Genomic DNA, 17,629 nt, shown 5'->3' on the forward strand with positions numbered 1-17,629 from the left:
ATATCCAGAGCGCAACACCCTAACATAGCGTTACTTAAGGGAAATTGACCGCCGACACACTCTTATCATTCGCCGCGATAGATGCAACCTGCGGTGCAGGTTTCTTTCACCATAACCGCACTTAACAGCGGAACAACCGGTTTAACCTGATCCCAAATCCATTTTGCTAAAACTTCGCTGGTTGGGTTTTCCAGACCTGGAATATCATTGAGATAATGGTGATCGAGGCGCTCATAAGTTGGCTTAAACGCTGCTTTCAGTTCAGCGAAATCGATAATCCAGCCCGTATGCGGATCGACTTCCCCGGTAATTTCCAGTCGCACCATAAAGGAATGCCCGTGCAGGCGACCACATTTATGCCCTTCCGGGACGTGTGGTAAGCGGTGAGCGGCTTCGAAGGTGAAATCTTTAAATAACGTGGTGGACATCATAATTTCTCTACAGGACGATAAAACCGCCGTAGAGTACCGGAAAGGCTGTTTTTTCGCATTATCTAAAACGACTTTGTTGCGCAAAATCGCTGATTTATCTTAATGATTGGCTAAATTCATTTGTTTTTCATTGGGTTGATTAATCTATTTTGTTGTTAAAGACTATTGCTAAAACAGGTTAGTCGATTTGGTTATTAGTTATCGCTATCCCGTCTTTAATCCACACCGTTCACCCCGTTAACCTTACCTTCTCTTCTGTTTTATGGGCGCTGACAGGGCGCAGAAACAGCTTTGCTTACTGGAACATAACGACGCATGACGACACAGGTCCCACCTTCCGCGTTGCTTCCGTTGAACCCGGAGCAACTGGCACGCCTTCAGGCGGCCACGACCGATTTAACTCCCACCCAGCTTGCCTGGGTTTCTGGCTATTTCTGGGGCGTGCTCAACCAACAGCCTGCTGCGCTTACAGCGACGCCAGCGCCCGCCCCCGCCGCAGAAATGCCGGGTATAACTATTATCTCCGCTTCGCAAACCGGCAATGCGCGCCGGGTTGCTGAAGCATTACGCGATGATTTATTAGCGGCAAAACTGAACGTTAAGCTGGTGAACGCGGGCGACTATAAATTCAAACAAATCGCCAGCGAAAAACTGCTCATCGTGGTGACGTCAACGCAAGGTGAAGGGGAACCGCCGGAGGAGGCCGTCGCGCTGCATAAGTTCCTGTTCTCCAAAAAAGCGCCGAAGCTGGAAAACACCGCGTTTGCCGTGTTTAGTCTCGGCGATAGCTCTTATGAATTTTTCTGCCAGTCCGGGAAAGATTTTGACAGCAAGCTGGCGGAACTGGGCGGTGAACGCCTGCTCGACCGTGTCGATGCCGATGTTGAATACCAGGCTGCTGCCATCGAGTGGCGCGCCCGCGTGGTTGATGTTCTGAAGTCCCGTACGCCTGTCGCGGCACCTTCGCAATCCGTCGCTACTGGCGCGGTAAATGAAATCCACACCAGCCCGTACAGCAAAGACGCGCCGCTGGTGGCGAGCCTCTCTGTTAACCAGAAAATTACCGGGCGTAACTCTGAAAAAGACGTTCGCCATATCGAAATTGACTTAGGTGACTCGGGCCTGCGTTACCAGCCGGGTGACGCGCTGGGCGTCTGGTATCAGAACGATCCGGCACTGGTGAAAGAACTTGTCGAACTGCTGTGGCTGAAAGGCGATGAACCTGTCACCGTCGAGGGCAAAACGTTACCTCTGAACGAGGCCCTACAGTGGCACTTCGAACTGACCGTCAACACCGCCAACATCGTTGAGAACTACGCCACGCTTACCCGCAGTGAAACGCTGCTGCCGCTGGTGGGCGATAAAGCGAAGTTACAGCATTACGCCGCGACGACGCCGATTGTCGATATGGTGCGTTTCTCTCCGGCACAGCTTGACGCTGAAGCCCTCATTAACTTGCTGCGCCCGCTGACGCCGCGCCTGTATTCCATCGCCTCCTCGCAGGCGGAAGTCGAGAACGAAGTACACGTCACCGTTGGTGTCGTTCGTTATGACATTGAAGGCCGCGCCCGTGCCGGTGGTGCCTCTAGTTTCCTCGCGGATCGTGTGGAAGAAGAGGGCGAAGTCCGCGTCTTTATCGAACATAACGACAACTTCCGTCTGCCAGCCAACCCGGAAACGCCGGTGATTATGATTGGTCCAGGCACCGGCATCGCGCCGTTCCGCGCCTTTATGCAGCAACGTGCTGCTGACGAAGCGCCGGGTAAAAACTGGCTGTTCTTTGGCAACCCACACTTTACGGAAGATTTCCTCTATCAGGTGGAGTGGCAGCGCTACGTCAAAGAGGGCGTGCTGACACGTATCGATCTTGCCTGGTCGCGCGATCAAAAAGAAAAAATTTACGTACAAGACAAACTGCGCGAACAGGGCGCAGAGCTGTGGCGCTGGATCAATGACGGAGCCCACATTTATGTCTGCGGCGACGCTAATCGCATGGCGAAAGACGTTGAACAGGCACTTCTGGAAGTGATTGCCGAATTTGGTGGCATGGACACCGAAGCGGCGGATGAATTTTTAAGTGAGCTGCGCGTAGAGCGCCGTTATCAGCGAGATGTCTACTAATGAACGAAAAACATCCAGGGCCTTTAGTGGTCGAAGGAAAACTGACAGACGCCGAGCGCATGAAGCTTGAGAGCAACTACCTGCGCGGGACCATTGCGGAAGATTTAAACGACGGTCTGACCGGCGGCTTTAAGGGCGACAACTTCCTGCTGATCCGTTTCCACGGTATGTATCAGCAGGATGACCGCGACATTCGCGCCGAACGTGCTGAACAGAAGCTGGAACCGCGTCATGCGATGCTGCTGCGCTGCCGTCTGCCGGGTGGGGTGATCACCACTAAACAGTGGCAGGCAATTGATAAATTCGCCGGTGAAAACACCATTTATGGCAGCATTCGCCTGACCAACCGCCAGACGTTCCAGTTCCACGGCATTCTGAAAAAGAACGTCAAACCGGTGCACCAGATGCTGCATTCGGTCGGTCTTGATGCGCTGGCGACCGCCAACGACATGAACCGTAATGTACTCTGCACCTCGAACCCATTTGAATCTCAGTTGCACGCGGAAGCGTATGAGTGGGCGAAGAAAATCTCTGAACATCTGCTGCCGCGTACCCGCGCCTACGCGGAGATCTGGCTCGATCAGGAGAAAGTCGCCACCACCGATGAAGAACCGATCCTCGGTCAGACCTACCTGCCGCGTAAATTCAAAACCACGGTAGTGATCCCACCGCAGAACGATATCGATCTGCACGCCAACGACATGAACTTTGTGGCGATCGCGGAAAACGGCAAGCTGGTGGGCTTCAACCTGCTGGTGGGCGGTGGGCTTTCTATCGAACACGGCAACAAGAAAACCTACGCCCGCACGGCGAGCGAGTTTGGCTATCTGCCACTGGAGCATACGCTGGCGGTGGCGGAAGCGGTCGTTACCACTCAGCGTGACTGGGGTAATCGTACTGACCGTAAAAACGCCAAAACCAAATACACGCTGGAGCGCGTGGGGGTTGAGACGTTTAAAGCAGAAGTGGAACGTCGCGCGGGGATCAAATTTGAGCCGATCCGTCCATATGAATTTACCGGGCGCGGCGATCGTATCGGCTGGGTAAAAGGAATCGACGACAAATGGCACCTGACGCTGTTTATCGAAAATGGTCGAATTCTTGATTATCCGGGACGTCCGCTGAAAACCGGCCTGCTGGAGATCGCAAAGATCCACAAAGGTGATTTCCGCATTACGGCGAACCAGAATCTGATCATCGCTGGTGTACCGGAAAGCGAGAAAGCGAAGATTGAGAAGATCGCCAAAGAGAGCGGATTGATGAATGCCGTCACGCCGCAGCGCGAAAACTCAATGGCCTGCGTGTCATTCCCGACTTGCCCGTTGGCGATGGCGGAAGCGGAGCGTTTCCTGCCGTCGTTTATCGATAACATCGATAATTTAATGGCGAAACATGGTGTCAGCGATGAGCACATCGTGATGCGTGTAACAGGCTGCCCGAACGGTTGTGGTCGCGCGATGCTGGCGGAAGTTGGCCTGGTGGGTAAAGCGCCTGGGCGCTACAACCTGCATCTTGGCGGCAACCGCATGGGAACGCGTATCCCGCGTATGTACAAAGAGAACATCACCGACACTGAAATTCTTGCGGTGATAGATGAACTGATTGGGCGCTGGGCGAAAGAGCGCGAAGCGGGTGAAGGCTTCGGTGACTTTACGGTGCGAGCGGGCATTATTCGCCCGGTGCTCGATCCGGCGCGCGATTTGTGGGATTAACTTGAATTACCGCTCCTGCCCGGTTTTGTAGGCCTGATAAGCGAAGCGCCATCAGGCACGGTGGCATCTTTTGCCGGATGCGGCGTAAATGCCTTATCCAGCCTACTTAACCCGCAAGGCAAACAGTGAGGAATCTATGTCCAAACTCGATCTAAATGCCCTGAACGAACTGCCGAAGGTAGATCGCATTCTGGCGCTGGCGGAAACTAACGCCGAGCTTGAAAAACTGGATGCTGAAGGCCGTGTTGCCTGGGCGCTGGATAATCTGCCCGGTGAATATGTGCTTTCTTCCAGCTTCGGTATCCAGGCGGCGGTTAGCCTGCATCTGGTGAATCAGATTCGCCCGGATATTCCGGTGATCCTCACCGATACCGGTTATCTGTTTCCGGAAACCTACCGCTTTATTGACGAGTTAACGGACAAACTCAAGCTCAACCTGAAAGTGTACCGCGCTACCGAAAGCGCCGCCTGGCAGGAAGCACGCTACGGCAAACTGTGGGAGCAGGGCGTTGAAGGCATTGAAAAGTACAACGATATCAACAAAGTCGAACCGATGAACCGGGCGCTGAAAGAACTGAACGCACAAACGTGGTTTGCTGGCCTGCGCCGTGAACAATCCGGCAGCCGCGCTAATTTACCGGTGTTGGCAATTCAGCGTGGCGTATTTAAAGTGCTGCCGATTATCGACTGGGATAACCGAACTATTTATCAGTATCTGCAAAAACATGGCCTGAAATATCACCCATTATGGGACGAAGGATATTTATCGGTTGGTGATACCCATACAACCCGTAAATGGGAACCTGGTATGGCGGAAGAAGAAACGCGTTTCTTTGGCTTAAAAAGGGAATGTGGGCTGCACGAAGGGTAAATATTGCCGGATAAAATAAACGCCTCTGTCAGAAATGATGGGGGCGTTTTTATTTTGCGAGCCGCATTCCGGCATTTAAACATGAATATAGCAGGGGAAATCAACAGTTATAGAATGGCGTCGGGTGCTTGAGGCTGTCTGGCGTTGAGCATTCGCGAGGTTCCAGATGGACAAAAGCCCCAGGCGATATTTCTATCAACCTGAGGCTCGCGTTCGAACGTAGCAATTCGAATGTTAGTCTCTTCTTTGCAGGGAGGCAAGACATGCTGACAAAATATGCCCTTGTGGCAATCATCGTACTGTGTTGTACAGTACTGGGATTCACGCTGATGGTAGGCGACTCGTTGTGTGAGTTGAGTATCAGAGAACGTGGTATGGAGTTTAAGGCAGTTCTCGCTTACGAACCGAAGAAGTAGCCACCACGCGGGGGTAAAACCCCGCGTATTGAATTGTGATGGTTTGGTCTCCTGCACCCTTTTTTTCATTTATATTGTTTTTGTGAATATTATGCCTGTGTTTATTATTTATATATATCACAGATGAAAATCATTGAATTATTCATAATGTAAATATTTTATTGAACGATATATATCACAGATAATTTTTAATATATGCGTAAATATCCTTTAAGTTTTACTGAAGGATAAAAACATTGTGACTTTCTTTGATTTCTGGGGAAAAACCCGACGTGGCGAGAAAGAGGGTGGCGACGATTATCACCTTCTTTGCTGGCATTCGCTGGATGTAGCCGCGATAGGCTATTTAATGGTCAAAAACAACTGTTTCGGGCTGGTTGACTATTTTCGTCAATTAGGTTTCGCTGACACGGATCAGGCAGCACAATTTTTCGCCTGGTTGTTGTGCTGGCACGATACTGGAAAATTTGCCCGCTCATTTCAGCAACTTTACCTGCACCCACAACTCAAGGTTCCGGAAGGCGCAAGAAAGAATTACGAAAAGATCTCTCATTCAACGCTGGGTTACTGGTTGTGGCATCATTATTTAATTGAATGTGAAGAGTTGCTTCCTTCATCTTCACTCTCTTTGCGCAAACTTAAACGGGTAATAGATATGTGGATGCCCGTGACGACCGGGCATCATGGTCGGCCTCCTGACCGTATCGATGAACTGGTCAACTTTCTGCCTGAAGACAAAGCTGCCGCACGAGATTTTCTCCTTGAAATCAAGGTACTGTTTCCGCTCATCGAGATCCCTACATTCTGGGATGATGACGAGGGCGTTGAACTTATAAAACATCTTTCCTGGTATATATCTGCAACCGTCGTACTCGCAGACTGGACGGGATCGTCAACGCGGTTTTTTCCACGCGTCGCACATGTAATGGATATTAAAGAGTACTGGCAGAAGGCTTTAGTTCAGGCTCAAAACGCATTAACCGTCTTTCCTCCAAAAGCAGAAACCGCACCTTTCACTGGAATTAACACGCTGTTTCCTTTTATTGAGAACCCAACACCGTTACAGCAAAAGGTGCTGGATCTGGATATCAGCCAGCCAGGACCACAGTTGTTTATTCTGGAAGATGTGACTGGCGCAGGTAAAACAGAAGCGGCGCTTATCCTGGCGCACAGGTTGATGTCTGCGGGTAACGCTCAGGGGCTGTTTTTTGGTTTGCCGACAATGGCAACGGCCAATGCCATGTACGATAGGCTGGTAAAAACCTGGCTTGCTTTCTATTCGCCACAATCCCGCCCCAGCCTGGTGCTGGCACACAGCGCTCGTTCGCTAATGGATCGCTTTAACGCATCGCTGTGGTCTGGTGATTTTGTGGGGTCAGAAGAACCGGATGAACAAGCGTTCAGTCAGGGATGTGCGGCCTGGTTTGCTGACAGTAACAAGAAGGCGTTGCTGGCTGAAATTGGCGTCGGCACGCTGGATCAGGCGATGATGGCGGTGATGCCGTTCAAACATAATAATCTGCGGCTTCTGGGGCTGAGTAACAAAATCCTGCTAGCCGATGAGATCCACGCCTGTGACGCTTATATGTCGTGCATTCTTGAAGGGCTGATCGAGCGGCAGGCGCGTGGCGGAAACAGCGTTATTTTGCTTTCTGCTACGTTGTCTCAACAGCAGCGTGACAAACTCGTCGCCGCCTTTGCGCGTGGTGCAGAGGGCCAGCAAGAAGCTCCGTTGCTGGAAAAAGATGATTATCCCTGGCTGACGCATGTCACGAAATCCGATGTGCATTCGCACCGGGTTGCGACGCGCAAAGACGTTGAGCGCAGCGTGAGTGTGGGTTGGCTTCATAGCGAACAAGAGTGTATTGCGCGTATCGAATCGGCGGTAAGCCAGGGGAAATGCATCGCCTGGATTCGGAATTCTGTCGATGACGCCATCCAGGTTCATCGTCAGTTACTTGCCCGCGGCGTCATTCCTGCTTCCAGCCTTTCACTTTTTCATAGCCGCTTTGCTTTTAGCGATCGCCAGCGAATTGAAACGGAGACGCTGGCACGCTTTGGTAAAGAAGACTGTTCACAGCGTGCCGGAAAAGTCCTCATTTGTACTCAAGTCCTGGAGCAGAGCGTTGACTGCGACCTGGACGAAATGATTTCCGACCTTGCCCCTGTTGATTTGCTGAACCAGCGAGCAGGGCGATTACAGCGACATATCCGCGATATTAATGGTCAGTTAAAGCGTGACGGTAAAGACGAGCGTCACCCTCCTGTATTGCTGATTCTGGCCCCCGTCTGGAACGACTCTCCGGGTGAAGAATGGTTTGGCAGTGCCATGCGTAACAGTGCATTTGTCTATCCCGATCATGGGCGAATCTGGTTGACGCAGCGTGTGCTGCGTGAACAAGGCGCGATTCAGATGCCACACTCAGCCCGGCTTCTGATTGAATCAGTCTACGGTGAGGACGTGGTAATGCCGGAAGGGTTTGCCCGCAGCGAGCAGGAGCAAGTGGGCAAATACTACTGCGATCGTTCAATGGCTAATAAGTTTGTGCTGAACTTCAGGCCCGGCTATGCCGCCAATATCAACGATTACCTTCCGGAAAAACTGTCGACACGTCTGGCTGAGGAGTCTGTTTCCTTGTGGTTGGCTACCTGTATTGACGGTGTGGTGAAGCCTTATGCCACTGGCGCTCACGCATGGGAAATGAGCGTTGTCAGAGTGCGCCGAAGCTGGTGGAAAAAACATCGGGATGAGTTTTCTTTACTGGAAGGGGATGCGTTCAGGCAGTGGTGCGTTGAACAGCGGCAAGATCCGGAGATGGCAAACGTGATTTTAGTCAACGATGACGAAAGTTGTGGATATTCGGCTACGGAGGGATTGATTGGCAAGGTTGGTTGAGATGCCTGCGACAGGATTCTCTGAATAGTTGATACACAAAAAAGGATGGAAGGATGGATAACCGACCTGGGATGGTCTTTTTTACGAGAGGATGCGTATGAACTCGTTTTCACTTCTGACAACCCCGTGGTTGCCCGTTCGTTATAAAGACGGAACGACAGGCAAACTGGCGCCAGTCGATCTGGCGGATGAAAATGTTGTCGATATTGCTGCGCCGCGGGCAGATCTCCAGGGGGCGGCATGGCAGTTTTTGCTGGGACTACTACAAACCAGCTTCGCGCCCAAAAATTACGGTCGTTGGGATGATATCTGGGAAGACGGGCTGGAGGTTGAAAAGCTACGGGAAGCATTGCTGTCTTTAGAACACGCTTTCCAGTTTGGCCCAGATTCCCCTTCATTTATGCAGGATTTCGAGGCGCTTACGGGAGATAAAGTTCCGGTAGCTTCATTACTGCCTGAAATTCCCGGCTCTCAAACGACGAAGTTTAATAAAGACCACTTTATCAAGCGTGGTGTAACGGAACACCTGTGCCCCCATTGCTTAGCATTGGCCTTGTTCTCTTTACAGTTGAATGCACCAGCGGGCGGCAAAGGCTATCGCACCGGTTTGCGCGGCGGTGGGCCGATGACGACGCTGATTGAATTACAGGAATATCAGGGCAATCAACAAACACCCTTGTGGCGCAAACTGTGGCTCAACGTGATGCCGCAGGATGAATCTGACTTACCGCTACCCAAAAAATTTGACGATCTGGTTTTCCCCTGGCTTGGCCCGACGCGTACCAGTGAACTGGCCGGTGCGGTGGTAACTGATGATCAGGTCAACAAACTCCAGGCGTACTGGGGAATGCCTCGGCGCATACGTGTTGATTTTAATACCACGACAGTCGGCAACTGCGATATTTGCGGTGAGCAGAGCGATGCGCTCCTGAGCCTGATGACGACCAAAAATTACGGTGCGAATTATGCCATGTGGCAGCATCCCTTAACGCCCTACCGTGTACCACTTAAAGAGGGCGGCGAGCTTTACTCGGTCAAGCCACAACCGGGCGGTTTAATCTGGCGCGACTGGTTAGGTCTTATCGAAACGGGTAAGTCAGAAAACAATACGGAACTTCCCGCGCTGGTGGTGAAACTCTTTAATGCCAGCAGTCTGAAACAGGCAAAAGTGGGCCTGTGGGGATTTGGCTATGATTTCGACAACATGAAAGCGCGCTGTTGGTACGAACACCATTTCCCGCTACTGCTCAATAAAAAAGAAGGCCAGATACCAAAGCTGCGGCTGGCTGCGCAAACGGCTTCACGGATTCTAAGTCTGTTACGGAGTGCATTGAAAGAAGCATGGTTCTCCGATCCAAAAGGTGCACGGGGTGATTTCAGTTTTGTGGATATCGACTTCTGGAACAAAACTCAGCATCGCTTCCTGAGGTTAGTGCGTCAAATTGAAGAAGGTCAGGAGCCGGATGAATTACTCAGCAAATGGCAAAAGGAAATGTGGTTATTCGCGCGTCAGGATTTTGACGAGCGGGTATTCACTAATCCTTATGAGCCCGTTGATTTGAAACGCGTCATGACCGCGCGCAAGAAATATTTTACAACATCGGCGGAGAAGCAAAGTGCTAAAGCCGCCAGGGAGAAAAAGCAGGAGGCTGCTGAATGAGTATTGTAAAAGAGGAGCACAAAGCCACGCTGCGCAAATGGCACGAGGAATTGCAGGAAAAACGCGGCAATCGTGCCAGTCTGCGGCGTAGTACGACGGTTAATGATGTTTGTTTGTCAGAAGGGTTTCGTTCTCTGCTGATGCAGACCCACACGTTGTGGAAAGTTGAAGCGCAAGAGTGGCGTTTTACCGCACTGGCACTGGTCGCTGCAGTTAGCGCCAATGTAAAAGCCATTGATGAACGGCAGCCTTTTGCCGCGCAGCTGGCGGCAGTAATGTCAGAAGGGCGGTTTTCGCGCCTGTCGGCAGTAAAAACGCCGGATGATTTACTGCGCCAGTTACGTCGCGCGGTCAAATTATTAAACGGTTCCGTCAATCTTATCTCTTTGGCAGACGATATTTTCCGCTGGTGCCAGGAGAGTGACGACCTGCTCAACCATCACCGCCGTCAGCAGCGGCCAACAGAATTTATCCGTATCCGCTGGGCGCTGGAATATTACCAGGCTGGCGACGCCGATAACGAACAAAATTAATAAAGGACTATCTCATGACGACATTTATTCAGCTCCATTTGTTAACCGCTTACCCTGCAGCCAACCTTAACCGTGATGACACCGGTGCGCCGAAAACCGTGGTGCTGGGTGGAGCAACGCGTCTGCGCGTTTCCTCGCAAAGTCTGAAACGTGCGTGGCGCACTTCTGCACTTTTTGAACAGGCGCTGGCGGGCCATATTGGTATTCGTAGTGGGCGTATCGCGCGCGAGGCAGCAACTATCATGATTGAGAAAGGAATCGAAGAAAAAAAAGCCATCGAATGGGCGGCAGATATTGCCGATTATCTTGGTAAAGCCAAAAAAGACAAAAAACCAAAAGATCCGCTCACTAACGCTGAAACTGAACAGCTCGTCCATATCAGCCCGGCAGAATTTGACGCCGTAAAAGCGCTGGCCCATCAACTGGCAGAAGAAAAGCGCGCGCCAAAAGAGGACGATCTCGCTTTGTTACGTAAAGATCGTATGGCGGTAGATATCGCCATGTTTGGTCGTATGCTGGCGAATAAACCCGAGTTTAATGTTGAAGCCGCCTGTCAGGTCGCGCACGCGTTTGGTGTCAGTGAAACGATTGTCGAAGATGATTTTTTCACCGCCGTTGATGATTTGCGCCAGGCCTCTGAAGATGCTGGTGCAGGGCATCTTGGTGAAACTGGATTTGGTTCTGCGCTGTTCTACACCTATATCTGCATTGATAAAGATCTGCTGGTCGAAAACCTCGGCGGTGACGAAGCATTAGCTAATCAGACCCTGCGCGCCTTTACGGAAGCAGCGTTTAAAGTTTCCCCAACCGGTAAACAAAACAGCTTTGCCAGCCGTGCCTACGCCTCCTGGGCGCTGGCAGAAAAAGGCACCGAACAACCGCGTTCTCTGGCGGCGGCTTTCTATGAACCCATTAATGGCACACGTCAGTTAGATGTGGCAGTGCAGCGTATTACAACGCTTCGCGAAAACATGAATACGGTTTACGAACAGAAGACCGAATGCGCAAGTCTTGACGTGATGAACAAACAGGGAAGCATGAAGGACGTGCTGGACTTTATCTGCGCGTAAGGGGCGGCTTATGAGCCAATATCTGATTTTTCAGCTTCATGGGCCAATGGCATCCTGGGGCGTTGATGCACCCGGTGAGGTGCGTCATACCCATGAACTGCCTTCGCGTTCAGCATTGCTGGGGCTGCTGGCTGCCGGGGTAGGGATACGGCGTGATGACACCGAATGCTTAAACGCGTTTAATCGCCACTATTCACTGGTGGTTTGCGCCAGCCGTAACCCGCGCTGGGCACGGGATTATCACACGGTCCAGATGCCAAAAGAGGTGCGTAAAGCGCGTTATTTCAGCCGTCGCGAAGAGTTGAGCGCCCCTGATCTTCTAAGCGCGATTATCTCCCGGCGCGACTACTACACCGATGCCTGGTGGATGGTGGCCGTGGCAACAACAGCTGATGCGCCTTACAGCCTCGAACAGTTGCAGGAAGGTTTACGCCATCCGGTTTTTCCGCTTTATCTGGGGCGAAAAAGCCATCCGCTGGCATTACCCCTTGCGCCGTTACTACTCGAAGGCAACGCGTCGGATACCTTACGTAACGTATACCAACAGTATCAGGATCATTTCCGCAAACTGAAAGTCTCACTCCCGAAACTTCAGGATGAATGCTGGTGGGAAGGGGAACACGACGGCCTGGTCGCGAGCAAAATATTACGCCGCCGGGATGTTCCTTTAAATCGTCAGCAGTGGCTGTTTGGGGAACGCACTGTCAATCAGGGGCCGTGGCTCAGCAAGGAGGAACCATGTACCTCTCAAGAATAACCTTACATACCGGCCAGCTTTCCCCAGCGCAGTTGCTGCATCTGGTGGATCGCGGTGAATATGTGATGCATCAGTGGCTGTGGGATCTTTTCCCTGGCGGCAAAGAAAGGCAATTTCTTTATCGTCGGGAAGAACTCCAGGGCGCGTTTCGCTTTTTTGTCCTGTCGCAGGAACGCCCGGCGGAAAGTGAAACGTTCACCATCGAATGCCGGTCACTTGCGCCGGAGCTGCGTACCGGACAATCCCTTTTTTTCAACCTGCGAGCGAATCCAACAGTCTGTAAAGCGGGTAAGCGCCACGATCTGCTGATGGAGGCGAAACGGCAGGTGAGGGGGCAGGCGGAAGGAAGTGATGTCTGGTTGCATCAACAACAGGCGGCGCTGGGCTGGCTGGCTGCGCAGGGAGAGAGAAGTGGTTTTACACTGCTGGATACCTCGGTCGATGCCTACCGACAACAGCAACTGCGGCGGGAAAATGCCCGGCAACTGATCCAGTTCAGTAGCGTGGATTATACGGGGATGCTGACGGTCACCGAGCCAGGGTTATTTCTGCAACGTCTCTGCCTGGGGTATGGCAAAAGCCGGGCGTTCGGCTGTGGTCTGATGTTAATCAAACCCGGAGCAGAGGCGTGACGTTTGTACCACTGAGTCCGATCCCGTTAAAAGATCGCACCTCCATGATCTTCCTCCAGTACGGTCAGATCGACGTACTGGACGGCGCTTTCGTGCTGATCGACAAAACAGGGATCCGCACGCATATTCCGGTGGGATCGGTCGCTTGCATAATGCTCGAACCAGGAACGAGAGTTTCCCACGCGGCGGTGCATCTGGCCGCCACGGTGGGGACACTGCTGGTCTGGGTTGGTGAAGCGGGCGTTCGCGTTTACTCCTCCGGACAACCCGGAGGGGCGCGGGCAGATAAATTACTCTACCAGGCAAAGCTGGCTTTAACGGAAGATCTACGGTTGAAGGTGGTGCGCAAAATGTATGAATTACGTTTTCGTGAACCACCGCCAGCTCGCCGTTCAGTGGAGCAGCTACGGGGAATTGAGGGAGCCCGAGTACGCCAGACCTATGCATTACTGGCGAAGCAATATGGTGTGAAATGGAATGGTCGCAACTACGATCCTAAAGACTGGGAAAAAGGCGATGTTGTGAATCGCTGCATCAGTGCTGCCACATCATGCCTGTACGGTATATCTGAAGCGGCGGTATTAGCCGCGGGATATGCGCCCGCTATTGGTTTTATCCATGGTGGCAAACCGCTTTCATTTGTTTATGACATAGCCGATATCATTAAATTTGATACGGTTGTGCCAAAGGCATTTGAAATAGCGGCGAGGCAACCCGCAGAACCAGATAAAGAAGTCAGGTTGGCCTGTCGCGATATTTTCCGTAGCACTAAGTTAACGGGCAAATTAATCCCGTTAATTGAGGAAGTCCTTGCCGCCGGTGAAATTGAACCACCACAACCCGCGCCGGATATGTTACCGCCAGCTATCCCGGAACCTGAATTGCTAGGTGATAGTGGTCACCGGGGGCGCAGCGGATGAGCATGGTCGTGGTTGTTACAGAAAATGTCCCTCCGCGCTTACGTGGACGGCTTGCAATCTGGCTCCTGGAAGTACGTGCCGGTGTTTATGTTGGTGATACATCAAAACGTATTCGGGAGATGATCTGGCAGCAAATCTCCCAACTGGCAGGTTGCGGAAATGTGGTCATGGCCTGGACGACCAATACCGAGTCGGGTTTTGAATTTCAGACCTGGGGTGAAAACAGACGTATTCCGGTGGATTTGGATGGGTTACGGTTGGTTTCGTTTCTTCCTGTTGAGAATCAATAAGTTACCCGTTCTTTAAAAATAAGGAAATGTTTGAATTTAGTTGGTAGATTGTTGATGTGGAATAAAATTGTTTAAAAACAGATACGTATGCTTAGTGTGTTCCCCGCGCCAGCGGGGATAAACCGTCAGCGGCGGTGATCCCTGAGGTACCAAACATGTGTTCCCCGCGCCAGCGGGGATAAACCGAAACAATGGTTATTGCGTTTTCCTCACCTGCGGTGTTCCCCGCGCCAGCGGGGATAAACCGACAATTCACATAGTAGCGATTCAGCCGGATTAGTGTTCCCCGCGCCAGCGGGGATAAACCGGCGGCGCGCCACCATTACGGCAAACCTGAACGGTGTTCCCCGCGCCAGCGGGGATAAACCGTGCCGCCAGGCTTGCGACACGTCAGACAACTGGTGTTCCCCGCGCCAGCGGGGATAAACCGATCGAGTACCACAAAAAATATACTGAGTGAGTGTGTTCCCCGCGCCAGCGGGGATAAACCGTCGATCATGCGCCTGACGTCGCTCGCAGACTCGTGTTCCCCGCGCCAGCGGGGATAAACCGACGACCAAATGATCTACGCGTATTGCCACCTCGTGTTCCCCGCGCCAGCGGGGATAAACCGGGCTATTGGGTTATTAAAGACCTGAATGAAACGTGTTCCCCGCGCCAGCGGGGATAAACCGATATCGCGCGGGTCGCTAATTTTTTTACCCCGGTGTTCCCCGCGCCAGCGGGGATAAACCGCCCGCGCGCGCTCTTCGCGCCAGTTAGCAACAGTGTTCCCCGCGCCAGCGGGGATAAACCGGACAAACTGGCGATATTAATGATTTTTTTCCTGTGTTCCCCGCGCCAGCGGGGATAAACCGCCGGATTAATAACTGGCAACATGCCGCGCAATGTGTTCCCCGCGCCAGCGGGGATAAACCGAGTTCGGTAAGTATCGTGGATGTAGCTGTAATGTGTTCCCCGCGCCAGCGGGGATAAACCGCAAAACCAATAGGTGCTTTCCACATTGCAGAAGTGTTCCCCGCGCCAGCGGGGATAAACCGCTCTCGGTTCTGGGGTACTGTTACCCATAACTGAGCTCCCCCGCGTCAGCGGGGGAACTCCCAGCTCCCATTTTCAAACGCCTCATGACGCCTTCACCAGCTCCTTCACCAGCGGTAGCATTATCCGCATAACGTCACGGCAGCGACGTTCTATTCTTCCAGGAAGCGCCTTATCAATATGCTGTTGATTATCAAGCCTTACATCATGCCAGCTATTTCCCGCCGGGAAGGCCGGTGTTTTTGCGCGTTGCTGATAACCATCCTTATTTCCAAGATTCCAGTTGGTCGCCTCCACCGAAAGTACCGCAATACCGGCTTTGTCGAAAACTTCTGCATCGTTACAACACCCAGTGCCTTTCGGATAGTTTTTATTCAAACCTGGATTTGTTGTCGCTGCAATCCCATGATTATGCGCAATTGCCAGCGCTCGATCACGGGTTAATTTCCTGACAGCCTCTGGTGTATTTACACCACTATTAAAATACAATTTATCGCCAACAATTAAGTTATCGAGATTAATCACCAGCAGCGTATTTTTCTTTTCAGTATCGCTCATGCGCTTGAGTAAATTCTCAGCGCCTAATTTCCCTTCTTCTTCTCCACTGGTTGCCACAAAACGAATACCATACTCGGTAGGCGTATTTTTCAGACGTTCAGCCAGTTCCAGCATGACACCTAAACCTGCGGCGTTATCATCCATTCCTTGTAATGTCAGCCCGCCGAGATTGGCATCGGCGTCGGCATCGCTCAGTGGAGCGTACGTATCAAGATGCGCCATAATAATGATCTGCTGCGGCGCTTTGCCTTCATGAGCGGCAATCACCGTACTTCCCGTCACGTTGTGCCAGTTTTTGCGGTTATCGCGGGCGGTGTAAATATATCGGCTATTAAATGTCCGAATATCACTGCGATAACCCATCTGTTGAAACTGTTGGCGAATATAATCGGCAGATAACATTTCTGCAGGAGTTCCGGTCATGCGTCCCGGAAAGAAAGTAGCAATATGTCGTGCCTGTGTATTAGCAAAATCACCAGGTTTAGGTGACGAGGCGTGTACGGGGAGAATAAAGCATACGCCGAGCGCCAGGGCAGCGGTACGGTGGCGCAATGCGGAAAACATAGTGAGTCCTTAAATACCATGCAAATTTTTTTACCGCCATAGTATGAAACTGCCGCTGCGCTAAAACAATTTCAAATCTTCCTAAACGCCCGAAATCCGGTGCCTTAAGCACTTTTTGATATTAGCTTTGCCAAATCGTTATTCCGTTAAGGAACTACTCATTCTAATTGGTAATTTCATTCGTTCTCTTACGCTCCCTATAGTCGAAACATCTGATGGCAAGAAAATAGCGGTATTGCAAAGGAACGGTTATGGATCAAAAACGACTTACTCACCTGCGGCAACTGGAGGCGGAAAGCATCCACATTATTCGCGAGGTGGCGGCAGAATTCTCAAATCCGGTGATGCTCTACTCTATCGGTAAAGATTCCAGCGTCATGCTGCATCTGGCGCGCAAGGCGTTTTATCCGGGTACGCTGCCTTTCCCTCTGCTGCATGTTGATACTGGCTGGAAATTCCGCGAGATGTATGAGTTTCGCGATCGTACGGCTAAAGCCTATGGCTGCGAGTTGCTGGTGCATAAAAACCCGGAAGGCGTGGCGATGGGGATTAATCCATTCGTACACGGCAGCGCAAAACATACCGATATTATGAAAACCGAAGGTTTGAAGCAGGCGTTGAACAAGTACGGTTTTGATGCCGCCTTCGGTGGCGCACGTCGTGACGAAGAGAAATCCCGCGCTAAGGAGCGAATCTACTCTTTCCGTGACCGCTTCCATCGCTGGGACCCGAAAAATCAGCGCCCGGAGCTGTGGCACAACTACAACGGGCAAATTAACAAAGGCGAAAGCATCCGCGTCTTCCCGCTCTCTAACTGGACCGAGCAGGATATCTGGCAATACATCTGGCTGGAAAATATCGACATTGTTCCGCTGTATCTTGCTGCGGAACGTCCGGTTCTGGAACGCGACGGTATGTTGATGATGATTGATGACAACCGTATCGACCTGCAACCAGGCGAAGTGATTAAAAAACGGATGGTGCGTTTCCGTACGCTGGGCTGCTGGCCGCTGACCGGCGCGGTGGAGTCAAATGCGCAAACACTGCCGGAGATCATTGAAGAGATGCTGGTTTCCACCACCAGTGAACGTCAGGGCCGCGTAATTGACCGCGACCAGGCGGGGTCTATGGAGCTGAAAAAACGTCAGGGGTATTTTTAA

14 protein-coding genes, 1 pseudogene and 1 CRISPR repeat array are annotated in these 17,629 nt (G+C 51.8%); of the genes and pseudogenes, 13 read left to right on the forward strand and 2 right to left on the reverse strand.

Annotation, left to right across the window (positions count from 1 at the left end):
• Positions 1–65 precede the first annotated feature (65 nt).
• On the reverse strand, positions 66–428 hold the full coding sequence (gene queD, locus BEB54_RS17360; RefSeq protein WP_000108294.1) for a 6-carboxytetrahydropterin synthase QueD: 363 nt from the start codon (positions 426–428) through the stop codon (positions 66–68).
• A gap of 318 nt (positions 429–746) precedes the next feature.
• Between queD and cysJ the strand changes: the two genes are divergently transcribed.
• The 12 genes and pseudogenes from cysJ to cas2e all read left to right on the forward strand — a co-directional run bounded on the left by cysJ (position 747) and on the right by cas2e (position 14,309).
• Positions 747–2,552 carry an NADPH-dependent assimilatory sulfite reductase flavoprotein subunit gene (gene cysJ, locus BEB54_RS17365; protein ID WP_105276661.1) on the forward strand — a complete coding sequence of 602 codons (1,806 nt, stop codon included), beginning with the start codon at positions 747–749 and terminating at the stop codon, positions 2,550–2,552.
• The gene (cysI, locus tag BEB54_RS17370) at positions 2,552–4,264 is read left to right on the forward strand and encodes an assimilatory sulfite reductase (NADPH) hemoprotein subunit (RefSeq protein ID WP_105276660.1); all 1,713 of its coding nucleotides are present in this window, start codon (positions 2,552–2,554) and stop codon (positions 4,262–4,264) included. Before cysJ ends, cysI begins: the two co-directional genes overlap by 1 nt.
• A gap of 136 nt (positions 4,265–4,400) precedes the next feature.
• A complete protein-coding gene (gene cysH / locus BEB54_RS17375) occupies positions 4,401–5,135 on the forward strand; it encodes a phosphoadenosine phosphosulfate reductase (RefSeq protein ID WP_000039850.1) in 735 nt (244 codons plus the stop codon).
• Positions 5,136–5,398: 263 nt separating this feature from the next.
• Positions 5,399–5,551: a Hok/Gef family protein gene (locus BEB54_RS17385; protein ID WP_000956457.1), complete on the forward strand. Its 153-nt coding sequence runs from the start codon at positions 5,399–5,401 to the stop codon at positions 5,549–5,551.
• A gap of 195 nt (positions 5,552–5,746) precedes the next feature.
• Positions 5,747–8,447: pseudogene (gene cas3, locus BEB54_RS17390) on the forward strand (CRISPR-associated helicase Cas3').
• Between the two features lie 97 nt (positions 8,448–8,544).
• A complete protein-coding gene (gene casA, locus BEB54_RS17395) occupies positions 8,545–10,107 on the forward strand; it encodes a type I-E CRISPR-associated protein Cse1/CasA (protein ID WP_105276658.1) in 1,563 nt (520 codons plus the stop codon).
• On the forward strand, positions 10,104–10,640 hold the full coding sequence (gene casB, locus BEB54_RS17400; RefSeq protein ID WP_000029337.1) for a type I-E CRISPR-associated protein Cse2/CasB: 537 nt from the start codon (positions 10,104–10,106) through the stop codon (positions 10,638–10,640). Before casA ends, casB begins: the two co-directional genes overlap by 4 nt.
• Positions 10,641–10,654: 14 nt before the next feature.
• The gene (cas7e, locus tag BEB54_RS17405) at positions 10,655–11,710 is read left to right on the forward strand and encodes a type I-E CRISPR-associated protein Cas7/Cse4/CasC (RefSeq protein WP_105282242.1); all 1,056 of its coding nucleotides are present in this window, start codon (positions 10,655–10,657) and stop codon (positions 11,708–11,710) included.
• A 10-nt stretch (positions 11,711–11,720) separates the two neighbouring features.
• Positions 11,721–12,467 (forward strand): type I-E CRISPR-associated protein Cas5/CasD, encoded by a 747-nt coding sequence (gene cas5e, locus BEB54_RS17410; protein WP_105276656.1) that lies wholly within the window; start codon positions 11,721–11,723, stop codon positions 12,465–12,467.
• Entirely contained in the window at positions 12,449–13,099 is a 651-nt protein-coding gene (gene cas6e / locus BEB54_RS17415) for a type I-E CRISPR-associated protein Cas6/Cse3/CasE (protein WP_105276655.1), read from the forward strand. The genes cas5e and cas6e overlap by 19 nt, the downstream gene beginning before the upstream one ends.
• Positions 13,096–14,019 (forward strand): type I-E CRISPR-associated endonuclease Cas1e, encoded by a 924-nt coding sequence (gene cas1e, locus BEB54_RS17420; RefSeq protein ID WP_105276654.1) that lies wholly within the window; start codon positions 13,096–13,098, stop codon positions 14,017–14,019. The genes cas6e and cas1e overlap by 4 nt, the downstream gene beginning before the upstream one ends.
• Positions 14,016–14,309, forward strand: coding sequence for a type I-E CRISPR-associated endoribonuclease Cas2e (cas2e, locus tag BEB54_RS17425; protein WP_105276653.1), 294 nt, complete (start codon positions 14,016–14,018; stop codon positions 14,307–14,309). Before cas1e ends, cas2e begins: the two co-directional genes overlap by 4 nt.
• A gap of 96 nt (positions 14,310–14,405) precedes the next feature.
• Positions 14,406–15,349: direct repeats of the CRISPR family, unit length 29 nt; unit sequence GTGTTCCCCGCGCCAGCGGGGATAAACCG.
• Between the two features lie 82 nt (positions 15,350–15,431).
• Here the strand turns inward: cas2e and iap are convergent.
• Positions 15,432–16,469: an alkaline phosphatase isozyme conversion aminopeptidase gene (gene iap, locus BEB54_RS17430; RefSeq protein ID WP_105276652.1), complete on the reverse strand. Its 1,038-nt coding sequence runs from the start codon at positions 16,467–16,469 to the stop codon at positions 15,432–15,434.
• 251 nt (positions 16,470–16,720) lie between these two features.
• Here iap and cysD point away from each other — a divergent pair, with 251 nt between their 5' ends.
• The gene (gene cysD, locus BEB54_RS17435) at positions 16,721–17,629 is read left to right on the forward strand and encodes a sulfate adenylyltransferase subunit CysD (RefSeq protein WP_000372392.1); all 909 of its coding nucleotides are present in this window, start codon (positions 16,721–16,723) and stop codon (positions 17,627–17,629) included.

It is taken from the genome of Escherichia sp. MOD1-EC6021, assembly GCF_002965245.1.
In the GTDB taxonomy this organism is placed as follows: Bacteria; Pseudomonadota; Gammaproteobacteria; order Enterobacterales; family Enterobacteriaceae; genus Escherichia; species Escherichia coli_F.

Bases quoted from the DNA above. Each gene is read 5' to 3' on its own strand.
- queD (WP_000108294.1), bottom strand. From the start codon at position 428: ATGTCCACCACGTTATTTAAAGATTTCACCTTCGAAGCCGCTCACCGC.
- cysJ (WP_105276661.1), top strand. From the start codon at position 747: ATGACGACACAGGTCCCACCTTCCGCGTTGCTTCCGTTGAACCCGGAG.
- cysI (WP_105276660.1), top strand. From the start codon at position 2,552: ATGAACGAAAAACATCCAGGGCCTTTAGTGGTCGAAGGAAAACTGACA.
- cysH (WP_000039850.1), top strand. From the start codon at position 4,401: ATGTCCAAACTCGATCTAAATGCCCTGAACGAACTGCCGAAGGTAGAT.
- BEB54_RS17385 (WP_000956457.1), top strand. From the start codon at position 5,399: ATGCTGACAAAATATGCCCTTGTGGCAATCATCGTACTGTGTTGTACA.
- casA (WP_105276658.1), top strand. From the start codon at position 8,545: ATGAACTCGTTTTCACTTCTGACAACCCCGTGGTTGCCCGTTCGTTAT.
- casB (WP_000029337.1), top strand. From the start codon at position 10,104: ATGAGTATTGTAAAAGAGGAGCACAAAGCCACGCTGCGCAAATGGCAC.
- cas7e (WP_105282242.1), top strand. From the start codon at position 10,655: ATGACGACATTTATTCAGCTCCATTTGTTAACCGCTTACCCTGCAGCC.
- cas5e (WP_105276656.1), top strand. From the start codon at position 11,721: ATGAGCCAATATCTGATTTTTCAGCTTCATGGGCCAATGGCATCCTGG.
- cas6e (WP_105276655.1), top strand. From the start codon at position 12,449: ATGTACCTCTCAAGAATAACCTTACATACCGGCCAGCTTTCCCCAGCG.
- cas2e (WP_105276653.1), top strand. From the start codon at position 14,016: ATGAGCATGGTCGTGGTTGTTACAGAAAATGTCCCTCCGCGCTTACGT.
- iap (WP_105276652.1), bottom strand. From the start codon at position 16,469: ATGTTTTCCGCATTGCGCCACCGTACCGCTGCCCTGGCGCTCGGCGTA.
- cysD (WP_000372392.1), top strand. From the start codon at position 16,721: ATGGATCAAAAACGACTTACTCACCTGCGGCAACTGGAGGCGGAAAGC.